Source organism: Actinoplanes aureus, from assembly GCF_015704865.1.
Taxonomy (GTDB): Bacteria; Actinomycetota; Actinomycetes; order Mycobacteriales; family Micromonosporaceae; genus Actinoplanes; species Actinoplanes aureus.
The window spans coordinates 67593-85499 of sequence record NZ_JADQTO010000033.1 but is presented as its reverse complement, the minus strand read 5'-3'; the positions used below and the strand labels follow the sequence as shown (position 1 = coordinate 85499).

General features: G+C 68.3%; 15 protein-coding genes and 2 pseudogenes. 4 read left to right on the top strand and 13 right to left on the bottom strand.

The window, feature by feature from the left end; genetic code table 11:
* Positions 1-27 precede the first annotated feature (27 nt).
* Positions 28-1458: an NAD(P)/FAD-dependent oxidoreductase gene (locus I4J89_RS42165; protein ID WP_309238722.1), complete on the top strand. Its 1431-nt coding sequence runs from the start codon at positions 28-30 to the stop codon at positions 1456-1458.
* A gap of 63 nt (positions 1459-1521) precedes the next feature.
* Here I4J89_RS42165 and I4J89_RS42160 read toward each other — a convergent pair whose 3' ends face one another.
* From I4J89_RS42160 to I4J89_RS42130, 7 genes are all read right to left on the bottom strand, one after another.
* Positions 1522-3075 (bottom strand): alkaline phosphatase PhoX, encoded by a 1554-nt coding sequence (locus tag I4J89_RS42160; protein ID WP_309238721.1) that lies wholly within the window; start codon positions 3073-3075, stop codon positions 1522-1524.
* A 79-nt stretch (positions 3076-3154) separates the two neighbouring features.
* Positions 3155-4108, bottom strand: coding sequence for a PDR/VanB family oxidoreductase (locus I4J89_RS42155; RefSeq protein ID WP_196419824.1), 954 nt, complete (start codon positions 4106-4108; stop codon positions 3155-3157).
* Between the two features lie 15 nt (positions 4109-4123).
* Complete coding sequence (locus tag I4J89_RS42150; RefSeq protein WP_196419823.1) at positions 4124-4810, bottom strand: glutamine amidotransferase; 687 nt, start codon at positions 4808-4810, stop codon at positions 4124-4126.
* Positions 4811-4955: 145 nt separating this feature from the next.
* Positions 4956-5867, bottom strand: a complete 912-nt coding sequence (locus tag I4J89_RS42145; RefSeq protein WP_196419822.1) for a diiron oxygenase — start codon at positions 5865-5867, stop codon at positions 4956-4958.
* Positions 5868-5952: 85 nt separating this feature from the next.
* A complete protein-coding gene (locus tag I4J89_RS42140; RefSeq protein WP_196419821.1) occupies positions 5953-7179 on the bottom strand; it encodes a lactonase family protein in 1227 nt (408 codons plus the stop codon).
* A 56-nt stretch (positions 7180-7235) separates the two neighbouring features.
* Positions 7236-7520 carry a hypothetical protein gene (locus tag I4J89_RS42135; protein ID WP_196419820.1) on the bottom strand — a complete coding sequence of 95 codons (285 nt, stop codon included), beginning with the start codon at positions 7518-7520 and terminating at the stop codon, positions 7236-7238.
* Between the two features lie 210 nt (positions 7521-7730).
* Positions 7731-8108 (bottom strand): VOC family protein, encoded by a 378-nt coding sequence (locus I4J89_RS42130; protein WP_196419819.1) that lies wholly within the window; start codon positions 8106-8108, stop codon positions 7731-7733.
* Positions 8109-8479: 371 nt separating this feature from the next.
* On the opposite strand from I4J89_RS42130, the gene I4J89_RS42125 reads away from it, so the two are divergent.
* Positions 8480-8914, top strand: coding sequence for a hypothetical protein (locus I4J89_RS42125; protein ID WP_196419818.1), 435 nt, complete (start codon positions 8480-8482; stop codon positions 8912-8914).
* Here the strand turns inward: I4J89_RS42125 and I4J89_RS42120 are convergent.
* Positions 8888-10591 (bottom strand): sensor histidine kinase, encoded by a 1704-nt coding sequence (locus I4J89_RS42120; RefSeq protein ID WP_196419817.1) that lies wholly within the window; start codon positions 10589-10591, stop codon positions 8888-8890. The genes I4J89_RS42125 and I4J89_RS42120 overlap by 27 nt on opposite strands.
* 153 nt (positions 10592-10744) lie before the next feature.
* Between I4J89_RS42120 and I4J89_RS42115 the strand changes: the two genes are divergently transcribed.
* On the top strand, positions 10745-11152 hold the full coding sequence (locus tag I4J89_RS42115) for a response regulator (RefSeq protein WP_309238720.1): 408 nt from the start codon (positions 10745-10747) through the stop codon (positions 11150-11152).
* A gap of 465 nt (positions 11153-11617) precedes the next feature.
* On the opposite strand, the gene I4J89_RS42110 is transcribed toward I4J89_RS42115, so the two are convergent.
* The 3 genes and pseudogenes from I4J89_RS42110 to I4J89_RS42100 form a co-directional block, all read right to left on the bottom strand.
* The gene (locus I4J89_RS42110; protein ID WP_196419816.1) at positions 11618-11989 is read right to left on the bottom strand and encodes a GntR family transcriptional regulator; all 372 of its coding nucleotides are present in this window, start codon (positions 11987-11989) and stop codon (positions 11618-11620) included.
* Positions 11990-11994: 5 nt separating this feature from the next.
* A complete protein-coding gene (locus I4J89_RS42105) occupies positions 11995-12804 on the bottom strand; it encodes a hypothetical protein (RefSeq protein ID WP_196419848.1) in 810 nt (269 codons plus the stop codon).
* Positions 12805-13560: 756 nt separating this feature from the next.
* Positions 13561-13880, bottom strand: a pseudogene (locus I4J89_RS42100) (recombinase family protein); the annotation flags it as partial.
* 207 nt (positions 13881-14087) lie between these two features.
* Between I4J89_RS42100 and I4J89_RS50450 the strand changes: the two are divergent.
* The gene (locus tag I4J89_RS50450) at positions 14088-17168 is read left to right on the top strand and encodes a PAS domain S-box protein (RefSeq protein ID WP_230860512.1); all 3081 of its coding nucleotides are present in this window, start codon (positions 14088-14090) and stop codon (positions 17166-17168) included.
* 64 nt (positions 17169-17232) lie between these two features.
* On the opposite strand, the gene I4J89_RS52105 is transcribed toward I4J89_RS50450, so the two are convergent.
* Entirely contained in the window at positions 17233-17451 is a 219-nt protein-coding gene (locus tag I4J89_RS52105) for a hypothetical protein (RefSeq protein ID WP_373688201.1), read from the bottom strand.
* A gap of 53 nt (positions 17452-17504) precedes the next feature.
* A pseudogene (locus I4J89_RS52100) lies at positions 17505-17855 on the bottom strand (Tn3 family transposase); the annotation flags it as partial.
* Positions 17856-17907: the final 52 nt, after the last annotated feature.

The window sequence follows — 17907 nt, the reverse complement described above, 5'->3', positions numbered from 1 at the left end:
GGTGTGCGTACCTCGCAGTGATGCATTGTGGACACGCTGGATCCGGGCTGGCACGCTCACCTGGTGCGCGACGACAGCGGGGCCGGGCGGAAGGCGGTGACCGGCGACGCCGTGGTCATCGGTGCGGGAATGGCTGGCCTGGCGGCCGCGCGGGTGCTGGCGGACCGGTTTGCCCGGGTGACGGTCGTCGACCGGGACAACCTGCCGGCCGGAGCCGAGGGCCGCCGGGGCGTACCGCAGGGTGCGCATCCACATGCCCTGCTGGCGGTGGGACGTACGGCGCTGGAGGAGCTGTTCCCCGGTCTGACCGACGAGTTGGTCGAGTTGGGCGCGCGGTGGATCGACGTGGTCCGCGACGCGATCGTGTGGCAGCTCGACGGCCATCGGGTCCGCGCGGACAGCGGCATCGACATGCTCTGTATGAGCCGGCCTCTGTTGGAGAGCTGCGTGCGGCGCCGGTTGCGGACGCTGCCGAACGTGGAGCTTCGCGCGGACACGGCCGTCGCGGGTCTGATCGGCCACCCCGGCGAACAGGTGAGCGGGGTGGAGCTGGCCGATGGTGGAAAGCTGCCGGCCGACTTGGTCGTCGATGCCAGCGGTCGCGGTAGTCGCTCCGACAGCTGGCTGCGCGAGTTGGGCTTCCCCGCCGCGCCGGAGTCAGTGATTACCGTACGCATGCACTACACCACCCGGCTGGTCCGCGGCCGGCTCGACCGCCTGGGCGGGCCCGGCATGCTCGTGGCGGCGGAGAGCCCGCCCGGCCACCGACGGTACGGCGCGGCCTTCCCGGTCGAGGGAGACAAGTGGTTCGTCACCCTCGGCGGCTACCACGGTGACCGGGCCCCGACCGACCCCGACGGTTTCCAACGATTCGCCGACGAACTGCCGGAGTCGTCGATCGCTGAGCTTCTGCGCGGTGCCGAACCGTTGAGCGATCCGGTCACCTATTCCTTTCCGACCAGTCGTCGGCGCCACTTCGAACGGCTCCGCCTGGTCCCCGCTGGCTATGTCGCCGTCGGGGACGCTCTGTGCAGCTTCAATCCGGTGTACGGGCACGGCATGACCGTCGCCGCACTGGAGGCGATCACGTTGGGGGAGTGTCTCGACCAGCGTGGTTCAACCGGTGCACCGCTGGCCCGTGATTACTACCGCCGCAGCGCCGGCCTGATCGCCGTCGCCTGGGACATGGCGGCCTCGGCGGACTTCGCCTATCCCGACACGACCGGACCACGGCCGCGTGGCCTAGCCGTGACGCACTGGTACCAGCGCCGCATCGTGCAGGCCACCCACGTCTCCGCCGAGGTGGCCGACGCGATCATCCGGGTGCAGCACCTGATCGAACCGGCAACGATCCTGCTGCGACCGACGATGGTGGCCAAGGTCCTCCGCGCCGCCCGCCAGGCTCGCCGTGCCCAACCGGCGACAACCCGCCGCACCGCCCCCGACTGGAGTCCATGACGCAGCGGGCACGCCCGCCAGAAGAGCCTTCTTGCCGTCCCCGACCTTCGTCGGGTCGACGGTTTAGACGTCGATGCGGTCCCATGGTCCCCAGATCGCGAGGGACAGCCCCACGGTGGACTGGATGTTGACGAACAATGTGCGTCCGTCCGGGCTGAACGTCGACCCGGCGAACTCGTCGTTGAGCTGGGTGTCGATCTTGTTCTGTGCGATGTCGAATAGTTCGCCTCTGCGGGTCAGCCCACGCAGAAAGTTGAAGTTCGCGCCGTCCTCGCAGACGACGAGGGTCCCGCGGGCGCTGGTGGTCACATTGTCCGGGAAGTCGAGCACGTCCTGGCTGGGTGACTCGAACAGCATGTGCAGGGTCTTGCTCCCGGGGTGGTATCCCCAGATCTGACCCCAGCCCCGGCCGAAGCCCGCGACGGTGTCCGGCTGTGTCGGTCCCGGTGCCACCCCGCCCTGTGTGGAGGTGAAGTAGATCCAGCCCCGGTCGTACACCGTGCCTTCGAGCCGGGAGAACTTGGCGGCGCCCCTGGCCAGTCCCTGGCCACTCACGAACTGCAGAGCCTCGTCGTTGGTCCGGCTGGGCGCCGAGCCTGGTGCCGGGCGGCCGAAGTCGAACGACGGCTCATCGATCTCGACCCATTCCACGCGGAACCGCGTGCCGTCAGCCATGTGCACGGCGAGGTCCGCGTTTTCGGTGCCGACGATCTTGAGCATGTAGAGCCGGCCGCCGTCGAGCAGCCGCCCTGCACGCCTCGGATGCTTGGGCGGAACGTACTTGTAGAAGCCGGACGGGAACGCGAAGTTGTCCTCGCTGAGATACAGTGCGCCACCTCTCGGATCCCAAGCGACGGACTCGTGCGGGAACCGGCCGGCGTGGGTGATCGGGGTGGCCGTGGCCCCACCGCGCACCGGCACCTCGAAGATGAAACCGTGGTTCTTCTGCAGCCGGGCGTTCTGCACGTACGTGGTCGGTGGCGCCGCCGTGCCGCGGGTGAAGTCGTCGGCGACGTCGTACCCGTTGACGGTCTCCTCGCAGGTGATCCACGAGCCCCAGGGCATGCGGCCACCGGAGCAGTTCATCTGAGTGCCGGAGAGGCTGGCGTAGGAAAACTCGACCTCACCACGGTGGGTGACGTGCACGGTCGAGGTGCCACCGAGAGCCGAGGTGTCGTATGTCGGTGTGCGGGCTGCGCCGAAGGAACCACCGAGCGCGGACCCGTTCTCCTCGTGGTTGCGCACCAGGGTCACCAGACGTCGTCCGGGACCGTCGAAGGCCGCCATGCCATCGTGGCGGCCGGGCAAATAGGAACCGTCGTCGAGGACGACGTTCGGCGGTGTCGGCGGCCGCCGGCTCTGCTGGAACGAGCGGTATTGGAAGCCCTCCGGCAGCGCCAGCCGGACAACGCCGTCACGCAGATCGGGCACATCCCGCAGAAGGTTGCGCGGGCCCCGGCCGGCACCCGCCACGGCGGGGCCGGCGAGGAACCCGGCAAGCGGACCGCCCGCGATGGCGGCGCCGGCAGTCACAGCCGCGCCACCCTTCAACAAGGAACGCCGGTCGAGATTCGTCAAGGACCCTCCTCGTTGAGTGCTGAGCCTCGTTCCTCGCACCCTAGCCGCGACGGCCAGGTGGCATAACCCCAGCGGACGCCCTTGATAACGATCAAGAACCCGCAGCGGGACTCGAGAGCTACAGGTCCAGTACGAGCCGTGGCGTATGCGATCGGGAAACGCAGATCATCATGCGGTCGTTGGCACGCCGCTCCGCCTCGGTGAGGATGGAGTCCCGATGGTCGGGCAGACCGTCGAGGACGAATGTCTCGCAGGTGCCGCAGACGCCTTCGGCGCAGGCCGAGAGTACGGGCACACCGGCCTGTTCCACCGCGGAGAGGATCGACCGGTCCGGTGTCGCGGCCACGGTCCGTCCACTGCGGGCGAGCACGACTTCCAGCGGGGCGTCGACGGCCGGCTCGGTACGCGACCCCGCGGCGAACCGCTCCACGTGCAGCGACTGCGGCGGCCAGGCGGCGCACCGCTTCGTGACCGCCTCGATCAGCGGTCCGGGGCCGCAGCAGTACACGAGGGTGTCCGGTCGCGGGTCGCCGAGCAAGGTGTCGAGGTCGATCCGGCCGGTCTCGTCCCGGGGATGAACCGAGACGCGTTCGCCGTACGCGGCCAGATCGTCGAGGAACGGCATGCCGGAGCGCCGCCGTCCGGCGTACCAGAGTCCCCACCGGGCCCCGGCGGCCTCCGCGGCCGCCACCATCGGAAGGATCGGCGTGATGCCGATCCCGCCGGCGATGAACAGGTACCGCGCGGCGGGCCGCAGCGGGAAGTGGTTGCGTGGTCCGCGCACCCGGACCACGTCGTCGGCACGCAGGTGGTCGTGGACCTCCAGAGATCCGCCGCGGCCGCCGGGCTCCCGGCGCACCGCCACCCGCCACCGGTGATCGTCGCCGGGGTCGCCGCACAGCGAGTACTGCCGGGTGTGTTCCCCGAGCATCAGGTCGATGTGCGCGCCGGGAGCCCACCGCGGAAGCGGGCGTCCGTCCGCCTCTCGCAGGGTCAGCGCGACGACGCCGTCAGCGATCAGGTCCTTGCTCTCGATCCGTACGTCTGTCTCAAATGCGGAGCATGTGCTCATGTCGTCCTCATGCGATCAGAGGGAGATCAGGTCGAGCCAGTGGTGGAAGAACTTCCGCCCCTGGACTTCGAGCCGGCTCGCGTGCCGGCCGGTGTCGGTGCGGAGGCCGCCGACGGAGATGCCGGGTGTTGCGGCGATCTCGGCGGCGTGCCCGATCAGCCACGACTCGATGGCCGCGGCCTGCACCTCGGCGTGGAACTGCAACCCGAGGGTGCGACGCCCGAGAGAGAAGGCCTGGTTGCGGCATGGCGGGGTCGAGGCCAGATGGACCGCGCCGGCGGGCAGGTCAAAGGTGTCTCCGTGCCAGTGCAGAACCGGCGTGGTGAGGGCCGCGAGCGGTGTGGCGGCTGCGGCTTCGGCAAGCTCGATCCCGCCCCACCCGATCTCTTTGGCGCCCAGCGGATGGACCCGTGCACCGGCTGCGGCGGCGATCAGTTGTGCCCCCAGGCAGATGCCCAGCATCGGGGCATCCTGAGCGAGCCGTGTCTGGGCCAGGGAGAGTTCGTCGGACAGGAACGGGTACTCGGTGCTCTCGTACGCTCCGACGGGCCCGCCGAGCAGGACGAGAAGATCGGCGTCACCGGCGAGCCGGTCGCTTCCGGCCTCCAGGTAGCGGACGCGCATTCCCCGGTCCCGCAGCACCTCTTCGAAGCTGCCGAGATTTTCGAAGTGGACGTGCCGGATGGCGATGACTTCTTTCATTTCTCTTGCCCCCGTGTGTCGGGGGGGGGGGGCGGGGCCGGCCCGGCCGGGAGGGGAAAGCGACGGGGGGGGCCGGTGGGCTTTGACTGCTGACATTTCTCTTGCCCCCGGGTGTCCCCGGCGGCTCGCGCCGCCGGCGACTCGTCTAGGAAAGCCCGTGCCGGGCGAAAAGGTCGCGATCGGTCGCGTCGTCCAGGACGCCGATCTCCTCGGCGAGCGTGAGTACGCCCGAGTAGTCCAGCTTCGTCAGGTCCGCTGTTCCGGCCGCCCGGCATTCCCGGATCATCTCCTCGGCCTGCGGGAACTCGATCTGTTGCAGCACCGCGAGCCAGGTGTCCAGCTCCCGGTCGGCGAACCAGATGACCGGCTCGGGTAGCACCTCGGCGAACGTGGCACGTTCGGATGCCGTCAGCTCGGCGGTGAACAGCTGCGCGAGTGACCGGAAGAGCGGGCTGTGTGCCAGCTCGTCGTGGCGGTGTGCGGCCACGGTCTCGCGGTTGAACGCCTGGATCTCGGTGCTGTCGCTGAGCAGGTGCAGATAGTCGCTGATGAAGATCTCCGAGACCACCGCCGTGGCGAACCGGACCATGCGCTTCTGCCAGCCCTCGGCGAAGCCGTCCTCGCGCTCGCGCATGTGCCGGACCAGGTTGAAACGGGGGATGACCAGGCCATCCAGCCCGCGCCGCCGCCTGGTCAGCCGGCTCGCCTGCTCGACCAGGTGGACGTGGTACGACTCGTCGACCATGGTTTCGCAGACGGCGAGCTGGGTTTCGTGGTCGTGCAGGCCCGGCATCTCCCGCTGCACGATGTTCAGGCAGCTGGGATTCACGATCTCGGTCTCGATCTGCACCGTCTTGGCGTTGTACATCAGCCACCCGCAGCTGAGCACGAGCGACTTCAGCTCCGGTGCGGCCGAGGCGTACTGCGGTGTGTGCCGGAAGGGCAGCAAGCTCTCCAGAAAGTCCTCCTTGCCGTCGTCTTCGAAGAACGGATCCAGTTCGTCCTTCTTGACGTACGCCCGGCGGCGCCAGGCGGTGGCGAGTCTGTCGAGCATCATCCGGCTGCGGTCGGTTGAAGGGTCCGCGGCCGGCGCGTCGCTCTGTAATGACATGAGTTCGTACTTCCCCCGTGAAAGATTCTGTTCAGCGGTTCCGGCCGGCGGCGAACTCGCCGTGGAACATGCTTAGGCCGTCCTCTTCGGAGTAGACCTTGGCCACCTTGTCGGTGTTCGTGTCGATGCGGATCAGGTGGTCGCTGGCGAAGCTGGAGACGAAGACGGATTCCTCGTCGTGCGTCGCCGTGGCGGTGTGTGCGTTGCGGAAGTGGTCCGGCAGTTCGTGGCCCGGGCGCAACCGTTGCAGGAAGCGGGGCTTGTCGCGGTCACTGAGGTCCCAGATGGAGATGTAGCCGTCGTGGCCGTACGGGACGTGGCCGTGCTCGTTCACGGTCCAGGAGTCCTCCTCGGCCACGTAGAGCTTGCCCTTGGCGATCGCGACGTCGGAGGGGGAGCGGTACATTCCGGCCCCGTCACGCCGGTCGGTGGGGCCGATGACGCAGGTGGCGGTCTTCTTGCGGGTGTCGACCAGCCAGACGCTCGCGCCGATGAGCGAGGCGCCGCGCGGGGTACGGGAGGTGGGGCCGACCTGCATGGCGCCGATGTAGGCGTACCGGTTGTCGAGCCAAGCGGCGTAGTGCGCGAAGGCGCCGTACTTGCGGTCGGTGCCCAGCTTGATCGTGCCGGTGACCGCTACCTCACCGCTCTGCTTGTCGGCCTTGTAGACGCGTACCTCGCCGATGTCGTAGTCGTAGCCCACGCCCAGGCCGATGGTTCCGGCGTCGTTGAAGTTGACCCCGTGCGTCTGCCGGGTCAGCTCGCGCTGGGCGTACAGCACCTTCTGCTCCAGCGTGCCGTCGTTCTTCATCCGGAAGCCACGGACCCGGTGGTCGGTGTAGTGGGTGACGTAGGTGAATCGGGAGTCCGGCAGGAACGTCGGGCCGTGGGTCTGCGTGTACAGCGGCCGGGTCCACGGCATGATCGGCTGCTTCGGGTCGGTCTGGGCGAGATTCGGCATGTCCGAGGGTGTCCCGGAGACGTCCAGCGGGACGATCTGGCGCAGCTTCACGTTGGCCGTTCCGGCGTCCCAGTCGACCGACCGCAGCTGCAGGACGGCGATGGACGCGTCGAACGGCGGAATCGCGTCGTTGGCGATGTAGATCGTCTTCTCGTCCGCGGTGATCCAGGTGTGCTGAGGGCTGGCGGGCTTCCAGCCGGCGATGCTCGCCAGCGGTACCTTGGCCAGTTTGTCCTCCTCGGAGTGCACCAGGACGAGGTCCTTGGACATCATGTTCACGCCGGTGAGGATGTGCATGTCTGTTCTCCTTGACGGTTTCTGGTCAGGGATGGAAGCGTCGTGAGCGCGGAGTTTCAGGCGGCGAGGTCATGCATCGCCGTCGCGCCGGCACGGACGCGTACCGGATAGAGCGTGTCGATCACGCTGCGCGCCCATCGCATGCGCGATGGCGCGATGTCCGGGTGTTCGGCGTACGCTGCCGCGAACTCGGCGGCGCAGCCCCGGACACCGTGGTACGTCCGGACGGCCCGGCCGACAAGCGCGGTGACCTGCTGGCGGGTCAACTGATCCGAGACGGAGACGGGGCTGACGAACAGAGCCTCCGCCCGGGCGATCGAGATCATGTTGTCCGCGTTCATTGCTCTTCCCCCTGAGTGAACGTGGGTGTTCTCAAGACGGACCCCATAGGGCGCCCGGGAAATACGTCAGCTCAAGGACAGCAGCGACCTGCAGGGTTCGTGCACTCCGCCTGGTTCGACTCCGGATCGGTCACGGTGTCGAACCGCCAGCTGACAAGGCAGGGCGTCCCGCCCGGCAATGCGGTGCCGGGCGCGGACGGGAAGGTGCGCTCAACCGCCGTACGGTCGTGTGATGATCTCCAGATTGTGGCCGTCCGGGTCCTGCCAGTAGAGGCCCCGGCCGCCGTCGTTGGTGTTGATGTCCCCGGGCCGCTGGTGGAACGGGTCGGCCCAGAAGGTCAGGCCCCGTTCCCGGATCCGCGCCCAGATCTGGTCGAACTCCTCCTCGCTGACCAGGAACGCGTAATGCTGCGGTGTCACCGGACGGTCGGCGCTGATGACGTCGAGCGACACGCCGTTGGCCAGCTCGACGACGCGGAACGGGCCGTACGTCGTCGCCGGCGCCAGGCCGAGGATGTCGGCGAGGAACTGCGCGGTCCGGTCGCGGTCGGTCGCCGCGACGATCGTGTGGTTCAGTTCGATCGGCATCATCACTCCTTGTCAATCTCGAGGGCACTCCGCCGTACTCGCGTTTCAAGCTACCGCCCGGGTCGTCCGCGGTGCTGACCCTCGCAGGCGACCGTGTGACGCACCTTCAGTACGACGTTCCCCGCCACTCGGCCAGGGATGGCTGTCGGATGCGAGGTGATCGAGCTGGCGGCCGGCGCCCGCAAGGTACCCCGCGCGACGAATCCCCGGGTTGCACGCCCTGGCCGCGCAGCAACAGGCCCGCGGCTGGGCGCTCCACGGCGACGCCACCCGGTTCCAGCAACAGATCGAGGACGCCGCAACCCTGCTGCACGAACACCCCGCCGATCACGACAACGCCGCCTATCTACCTGCACCAGTACAGCTTGGACGTGCTGGAGGAGCAGTCCGCCGGCGGCTATCGGGCCTGCGGGCAGACAGCAGAGGCCGTCCGCATCCTTGAAGACAAGATCAAGGCAACAGGCGAGCACCTACGCCGGGATCACGGACATCTGCTGGCCAAACTCGCCAACACGGTGCTCGCCACGAAGGAGCCGGAGCCGGACCGGGCGATCGCGCTCGGGCTGCGCAGCGCCACGGCAGCCGCGCTCACCGGCTCGGCCCGCATCGGCAAGGAACTGCGCACGCTCGACAGCGTGCTGGCGGTCCGCTTCCCGACGGCCCCGGGCCGGCGCCGTGCCGAGCGTGACGGCTGGCAACGGCCCACGCGCACGGGCTGCGGCAGAAGAGGTAGCGGCCGAACATGTAAGGATCGACGGCCCTCTGCCTTCGGAGTCGGGTCAGTCGGGCTGGGTCGGCAAGGGTGAAGCGGTGGCCGAGGTTGGGCCGGTCCGGTGCTGGCGACGGGCGGGGTCGCTGCCGTCGGTGATGTCCTGGCCTGCGGGCAGGAAGGCTCTCGGCAAGGTGACGGTGAACGTGGTGCCGTGGGCGCCGTCGCTGGTGTAGTCGATGGTTCCGCAGTGATGTTCGATGAGTGCTTTGGTGACTGCCAGGCCGAGCCCGGTGCCGGGGCGGTCGGACGTGAGGGCAGTCGTTGCTCGGTAGAACGGCGTGAAGATCCGGTGGCGTTCGGCGGGCGGAATGCCGATGCCGGTGTCGCTGATCGTGCAGGTGATGTGATCCTCCTGTGGGATGACAGTGACGGCGATACGACCGCCTTCTGGGGTGTATTTCACGGCGTTGCCGATCAGGTTGTCGGCGACCTGCCGCAGCCGGGTGCGATCGCCGTTGACAATGGCGTCGAGTGGCAAGCTGATGGCGAAGGTGAGGCGCTTACCGTCGGCGGCGGCCTGTATATCGGCGAGGGCTTCCTGGAGAACTTCGCACAGGTCCACCGGCTCGAAGTGCAGTGCGAACTGGCCGGATTCGAGCTGTCGATGGTCGAGCAGGTCGTCGATGAGGCCGGACATGCGTTCAGCGTTGCGGGCGATCACCTCGATGCTGTCGCGATGTTGCGAGGGCAGATCGTCGGCGTCATCGAGTATGAGGTAGGCGTTGCCGGCGACGGCCGCGAGCGGGTTCCGCAGCTCGTGGGTGATCACCGCGATGAAGTGTTCCTTGGTACGGGACAGTTCGACCTCGAGTTCTTCGGCGCGCCGCCGCTCCAGATACTGCCCCAGCTGCGCGGCGATGCCGTTCAGCAGGGACATGAGGATGTCTGCGGGGTCCTCGATTTCCTCGCCGAAGAAAGCCAGAACACCGAGGTTGGTGGTGCCGCTGCGTACGGGCACGAGGAGGGTCGCGTGCAGGCCGGCCCGGTCGGCTAAGGCGCTGCGGGGGGAACGGCCGTCTGTGGCGAGGTTCGGTATCCACAGCGGTTCGCCGCTCTCCCACACGAGCCAGGGGGCTCCGGCGCCCCGGGGGTAGTTGTCGGCGTGGAAGGCGGTGAAGTCGCGTCCTGGTGCGCTCCAGCGCGCCGTACATTCGAGCAGTTGTTCTTGCTCGGCGGGCGTCCACAGTTCGGCGTAGGGCCATTGCAGGCTGATGGCGATGGCCTCCAGGACTGCGTCGGCGGCTTGGCTGGTGTCGTGGGCCTGCGACAGCGCAGCGCCTACGGCGAGTTGGCAGCCGCGGAACCGCTCGGCGCGATGTTGTTCGGTGATGTCGTGGGCGAACGCGTAGAACTGGAGCCCGTCATCGGTGGTGACCGGGGCGAAGGTGAGTTCGATGTACAGGCGGTGGCCGTCGCGGTGACGCGCTGGTAGGTGCAGACGCTGCCCGAGCAGGGTGCCGGGGTGGCCGGCCACCATTCGTGCCACACCGGCGCGGTGCGCGGCGCGGTGTGTTTCCGGGATGATCAGCTCGTCGACCGGTTGGCCGATGGCTTCCTGCAGGCTGTAGCCGAACGTTTGCTCGGCGGCCGGATTCCAGTAGGTGACCCGCTGGTTGGAGTCGATGGCGATAAACGCCTCCAGCGCCGTGTCAAGCACCAGGTCAAGGCTCAACCGCGGTATCAGGTCACCGGCATCCGCTGGAGTGTGCATCTCACCTCTCTACCCCGGCTCAGGTAGGACCCGGGTGAGCTCGACGAACTTTGCTGTCGATCCCCCTCAGATTTGTGTCCGTACGGACGATTGACCCGTGGATCAGCCCGTTCAGGGCTAGGTCGGCGGCGACAGCAGCAGGGGGTGCCGGTAGTGGCTCTGATAGTTACAGTTGACGACCACGACGACGTCCGGGCGCTCATCGAGCGGTCACTGCAACGCGCCGGCCACACTGTCATCACCGCCGTCGACGGCGTCACGGGGTTGGCCGCCGTCCGTCAGTACCGTCCGAACGTCGTGATCACTGACGTCGACATGCCACGCATGAACGGGCTGGAGTTATGCGACGCCATCACCCATGACCCAGACCTGCAACACATTCCCGTGATGCTCGTCAGCGGATCAATCCATCCCAGCGATCCTCGGAGCGACTATGCCGGCGCAGCGGCGATGCTCAGTAAGCCCTTCGCGCCGAAAAGGCTTCTTGACGCCGTAGACGCCCTGCTTGCCAGAGGAACTGACACCTCGCGTGTCGATACAGCGCTTGGAGCCAAGAGATAGCCGCCTGAATCTTCGCGAGTACGCGGCAGCGCGCTAACTAGCTGGTGACCAGGGCGCTGATGCTGCCTTCCCGGGTACCGATGCCGCTCGTGCCCTCCGTGATCTTTGACTTGCCGCGTTCTTAAAGCGCGCAAGTTCGCAGATTTCCTGTACGGCCATTCGCCGAAACTCGTTCGTTCCCGCTGGATTTCTGTCCTTGACAGCGAAGTTTGTTCGTCTGCCGCCGGGTTTGTCCGGACGATGGTTTCTGCCATCGCAGATTGTCCGGCCTGAGGTTCGAGGCGGCCGCGGGCCGTTTCGGTCGAGACTGGTTGACTAGCTGCCGGTCGGGCCCGATCTCGACCAGCACGCCCAGTCGGTGCGGCAGTACGTCGCCCCAGGCTTCGACGAGGTCTACGTCCAGCAGATCGGCGCCGACCAGGACGCGTTCTTCGCCGCCGGGGAGGTGGAGGTTTTCTCCGACGTTCAGCTGACTTCTGGAACGCCCTGGGTCAGCGCCGCTTGGACGATGCGGACGGCCTCGGTGGTGTCGATGCCGAGGCTGGCGATGACGGCGGCGTACTCGGCGGCGGCGCGGCGGGCCCGTTCGCGTCCCTGCTCGCCGGCTGCGGACACGAACGAGCCGGCCGAGCCGCGGGTCTCGATCAGCCCTGCCTCTTCCAGTTCCCGGTAGGCCCGGCCGACCGTGTTGACCGCCAAGCCGAGGTCCGCGGCCAGGCGGCGGATGGTCGGCAGCCGGGTGCCCACGGCCAGCGTGCGTTCCTGGATCTGCCGGGCGAGCTGGGCGCGGAGCTGCTCGAACGGTGGGACGGGCGAGGCCGGGTCGATGACGATCATGCGGTTCACCGGGCGCTGGGGCCGTGCTGGGCCGCTAGGGCGCTCCGCGCGTCCCACGCCGTGATCAGGGCGAGCGCGATGACGCTGAGGATTATGAAGACGAGCCAGCCCGTGTTCCACGGATCGAGCCCGGTGTCGAATACCGACACGACCGGCAGTGACCACACCACGGACGGTAGGGCCACCTCGCGGGCGTCCTCGACGCGCATGAGGAAGTCGGCCTTCAGCGAGCCCTCGTCGTCGGCCACTACCGGATGGGTGAGCACATGGCGTAGCTGGGCGGCGGTACCGACCGCGACCCCGCACAGCGCGATGAGCAGGATGACCGCCGCGTACCTCGCGGCGCCGTCCCGCATGCTCAGGGCCGCGACCGCCAGCACTGCCGCACCCGCGTACGTGATCGCCAGCAACGCGGCCCGCGGTACGCCGAGCACGGTTCGCCAGCCGGGCCGGACGGAGTGGGTCGCCCGTCGCGGCAACTCCGCGCCGGCCTGCTGATCGACCCGCCGCACCCACCGGTCCAGCAGCGACAGGCCCAGTACCAACCCGGCCACCAGCGCGGTCAGCATCACTAGCGCCCAGCGCCGCTGCGTCCCGAACCCGTCATCCGCGGGACGGATCGGCAAGGCGGAGACGTAGACGAGGGCAGTTGCGCAGAGGAACGCGGCCGGCAGGAGGGCAGCGGCCAGCCGCGCACGTCGCCGGGCCGTCAGGCGCGCCGCCAGCATCGGTGTCGGTGTGACGTCGGCCAGGCCGCGCGCGGCCAACCACAGACGGGCTATCTCGAGCTCCGTCGGACGCACCTTCCTCGGCATGGCGGCCTCCCCAGCTTGTCGCGAGCGTTGTCTCACCATATTGAGACAAGACTTGCGACAAGTCAATTCTGATCCCGGGCGAAGTGCTCGCCCGGTGGAACGCCAACCGTGCGATGGAACACGATGACAACGCGCTCGGTGTCCCGTAGCCGGCCCGGCCGGCGACCGGCTGGCCGCCAGCATGGGCACCGCCGCACGCAGCCGGGCGTGGGTGCGCCAGTGGCTGAACGTGAGGCCGGTCCCGGCCAGAAACCCGGCGCAGCGTACGCGCGCCAGCGCCGACCTCGGCTCCCCACTGCGTGAGCGTGCGGCCGTCGGCCAGGCCCTCGAGCAGTGCGGTGGCCACCCGCTCCGCCCAGGTCTCCACCAGCATCCGCAGCGGGATCGCGACTGTGGAGAACGGCCGTGCCAGGTCGAACATGACGGCCTAGTCAACCAGTCACGATCGAACGGCCCCCGGCCGCCTCGAACCTCCGGCCGGACAATCTGCGATGGCAGAAACCATCGTCCGGACAAACCCCGGTAGCAGACGAACAACTCCGCTGTCAAGGACAATTTCTCGGCTTGCTGTCGAGCTCGGTGGTCTGCTTTTGCTCGTGAGTTCCGGCGCCAGATGTCGCCGAGTTCGGGCGCCAGCAAGATCTCATCACTTTCGATGTTCGTGAGTTTCGGCGCCACCGTGCGGGGGGCGGTGATCGCAGTCAGTCCGGCGGTGGTGCGTTCGCGCAGCAGGTCGCGTTCGAACTCGGCCAGCGCGGCGAACAGGTGGAACGTCAGCCGGCCGGATGCGGTGGTGTCGATGCTTTCACGCAGGGATCGGAACTGCACGTCGCGTTCGTGCAGGGCGTTGACGGTGTCGATGAGGTGGCGCATGCTGCGGCCGAGCCGGTCAGTTGCCACACGGCTAGCACGTCGCCGGGGCGTAGGTACTTCAGGGCCGCGGCCAGTTGCGGGCGGTCGGCTTTGGCCCTGGAGGCGACGTCGGTGAACACCCGGGCGCAGCCGGTGGTGAGCGCGTCGTGGTGCAGGGCGGGGTTCTGCTCGCGGGTGAAGACGCGGGCGTAGCCGATGGCCATCACCTGCGCACTGTACGGTTCGCCCGTCGCAGGCGGCGGGGGCCGCACGTTGATTTCTGACGGGTTTCCGCACGCTGCGAGCCGCCTTGTTGATCTTGTTGTTCGGTTCATCGCTCGTGTTTCCGAACGAGCCGGCCGGCTGGGGCATAGCCTGATCGGATTCGCCCCTATTGCCGGGCTCTCGTGTGCGGCGGGACAGAGGATCCGATGGCGCTGATTTTGGTGACGTCACTGTTCGCTCTGGTGTTGTTGTGGGTGTCGTGGGGGTACCTGCGGCGCCGGGACCCGTTGCTGCGTGACGTCATGTGGATGTTCGCGTCGGTGGCGATGCTGTTCGTCCTCGGCGTGGCCCGGCAATTCATGGGTTCGCTGCCGCGCGGGTGGATGGTCGCGGCGATTGCCATGTTGCTGGCTAAGCCGCTGTTGACGTTGCGGGTGGTGAGTCGGCTGCGCCCGGTGCCGGCCTGGTGGTGGCCGGTGGTGGTGGGGGCGTGGCTGCTCACCACGCTGCCTGTCCTGGCGACCTCGCAGGCGCCGATGCCGCAACCGCTGGTGTGGCCAGCGGTAATCGTGTTCTTCGCTCTGGAGCTGCTGGCGGCATGCCTGCTGGGCGCGCACGCGCGCCGTCACGGCGGCGCGGCCCGGGTCCGGTTGTGGTGCGCCGCGGCGGGTACAGGCCTGTTCGGTGTCGCGTTGCTGCTGTCCGGGGCCGGCGAGGTGACCAGGCTGGAGTCCCGGGGGCTCGCCGCGATCTCCGGAGGGCTGTATCTGCTGGCGTTCGTACCCCCTTCCCGGCTGCGCCGCAGATGGGTGCAGGAGGCCGCGTACGCGGTGACGCGCCGGATGCTGGCCGCGCCGCCCGACGAACCGGCGTCGGCCACATGGAAGCGCTACTGCGCAGGCGCCACCGAGGTGCTCGCGACGGACGCCGTGGTGGTGCTGATGCCGGCCGGCGGCCAGACGGTGCGGGTGGCCGGCTGCGGCGACGCGACACTTAACGAGCTGGAATGCACCCGCCAGGACCTCGACGAGGTCCTGGCCGTGCCGGACACCATCGACGCGATGGCTGGATGGACTCATCCGCCGGCGGTGGCGGTGATGTTCGCTCAGGCCAGCGACACCCGGTACGTGACCGTGGCACCAGTGCCGGCCGGAGCCGGCCGCGGCGCGGTGCTGCTGCTGAGCCGCTACCGCAGCCTGTTCGCCGAGGACGACGTCGCCGCGTTCACCGAGCTGGCGGTGCAGGCCGCCGCGCTCGCCGGGCGGGCGCAGTCCCTCGCGGAACGCGAGCGGCTGGCAGTGATCGTCGAGTCGTCGCACGACGCGATCATCGGCAAGACCATCGACGGGACGATCACCAGCTGGAACCGCGGCGCCGAACTGCTCTACGGCTACCACCCTGACGAGGTGGTCGGCAGGCACGCGTCCATGCTTTTCCCGCCAGGGCAGGAGGAGGCTGAAGCGGAGTTCATGGCGCGCATCGCCGCTGGTGAGCGTATCGATCAGCAGCGGGTGAAGCGCCGTCGTAAGGACGGGGTGGTGATCACCGTGTCGCTGACCCTGTCACCGATCACCGACGATGACGGCCGGGTAGCCGGTGTCGCGTCGGTATCGCGCGACATCAGCGAACGTCAGCGCGCCGAAGCCATGTTCGAAGGACTGCTCGAAGCCGCCCCCGACGCAATCATCGGCGTCACCCGGGACGGCACCATCACCCTGATCAACGCCCAAGCCGAACGACTGTTCGGCTACCAGCGCGAGGAACTACTGGGCCAGTGCGTCGACATCCTGGTCCCCGAGCGGCTGCGCGGCGGGCACCCGCTCAAACGCGACGGCTACTTCGCCCATCCGCGGATCCGCCCGATGGGCGCCGGCGCCGCACTGGCCGCCGTGCGTAAGGACGGCAGCGAGTTCCCCGCCGAGATCAGCCTGTCCTCGGTGACCACCGACAAAGGCATGATCGTGACCACCGCGATCCGCGACGTCACCGACCGGCTGATCGCCCAGGCCGAACGCGAACGCCTCATCACCCAGGCCGAACGCGACGCCGCCGAACACCGCCTGCAGCACACCCGAAGGCTGGAGAGCCTCGGCCAGCTCGCCGGCGGCGTCGCTCACGACTTCAACAACATCCTCGCCGTGATCAGCAACTACGCCGAGATGATCGCCGAAACCCTCGAAGTCTCGACCCCGGACCCCGCCGACCTGGCCGACGCCCGCAAAGATTGCGGCCAGATCAGCCGGGCCGCGGAACGCGCCACCCGGCTGACCAAACAGCTGCTCGCGTTCGGCCGCCGTGACATCACCCAGGCCGAGGTCCTCAACCTCAACCACGTCATCGGTGACGTCGAGCCGATGCTGCGCCGCAGTATCGGTGAACACATTCACCTGGTTACCTCCCTGGATCGCGATCTGTGGCCGGTGCACGCCGACGCGGGGCAGATCGAGCAGATCCTGGTCAACCTCGCGGTCAACGCTCGCGACGCGATGCCCGGCGGCGGCACCCTGTCCATCGACACCAGCAACGCCGAAGTCGGCGACGACGACCTCGACAGCTCACCGCTGCCGGTGGGCCGCTACGTGCGCATCCGGGTCAGCGACACCGGCAGCGGCATGCCACCGGACGTCATCGAACGCGCCTTCGAGCCGTTCTACACCACCAAACCCAAAGGCTCCGGCACCGGACTGGGCTTGGCCACCGTCTACGGCATCGCCACCGCCGCCGGCGGCGACATCCGCCTGTACTCCGAGAACGGCATCGGTACCACCGTCACCGTCATCCTGCCCGCCGTCGACCCCGACCTCCACGACACCAGCGCCGACGCCGACATGACCACCGAACCGGACGCCGACGGATCACCGCACGAGACCATCCTGATGGTGGAGGACGAAGACGATCTGCGCGTGATCACCGGCCGGATCCTGACCCGCGCCGGCTACTACGTCCTGACCGTCAGCGGCGGCGAGCAGGCCATCCAGGTCGCCCAAACCTACCCCGACCGCATCCACCTGCTCCTCACCGATGTGATCATGCCGAAGATGACCGGCAACGAAGTCGCCGCCCGCATCCGCGCCATCCGCCCCGGCATCCCGGTGCTGTACATGTCCGGCTACGCCGAACCGGTCCTCACCGAGAACGGCACCCTGCCCGAGGGCGTCACCATCGTCGAGAAACCCTTTACCAGCCAGGAACTACTCGCCCGGGTCCGCGCCTTCGTGCACCCGCCGGCCGCCGGCCCGCGAACCGCCTCCCGGCCGGCGCCGAAACAAACCCACCACCCTCGGTGACCGCTCACCGGTCGGGGAGAGGCAGCCTGGGCTGCTATCGGCTCCTACACAGACCCGGGCCGTTCTAACCGGACAGCCGCAGCGGCCGGTACCCGTCGGTGTCGAGCTCGGCACCCACTCCGTCGATATCGCCGTAGAAGTGCACGTTCTCGTGGTGGATGGGCCAGATGTGGGCCAGAACCTCATCGTCAACGATGAGGCCGCCCGCGCGCAGCGCACCGACGGCCAGACCGTGGTACTCCGTCGAACAGCACACAATGGCGTTCGTGGCCAGGTCAGGCACCACATCTGCTCGGTCTGCTGCTCGTGGTTGACGCCGGCGCAACGCGCCCTCGCCGGCGTACCCAGCGACCAGCGCAGGGCGTACAGGTTCTCGCCTTTGTCCAGCTGCCGGGCGATACGCCGCTCGCAGGTCTCATCGGCAAAATACCGGGCGGCATACACCGTGCGCCGCAACGCCCCGTACTTCTTGATCGCGCCGGTCAGTGCGTTCTGCTGGCGCTTGGCCGAGCACAACTTTCCGACGACCATCGCCGCGGTGGCGTGGCCACCTTGCACGCTGGCCGCCACCCCTAACAGGTCGTCCCACATGTCCGTGACCAGCTCGGTGTTCAGCCGGCGGGTCAGCAGCGCCCCGCCCGCGGGTAACGGCCCAGGAAGCCGGGCGCGCGGCCCGGTCCGGTACAGGCGGCGATGAACACCCTAACCTTGGTCTCCGGGGCTCATCCTCGGTTTGCCG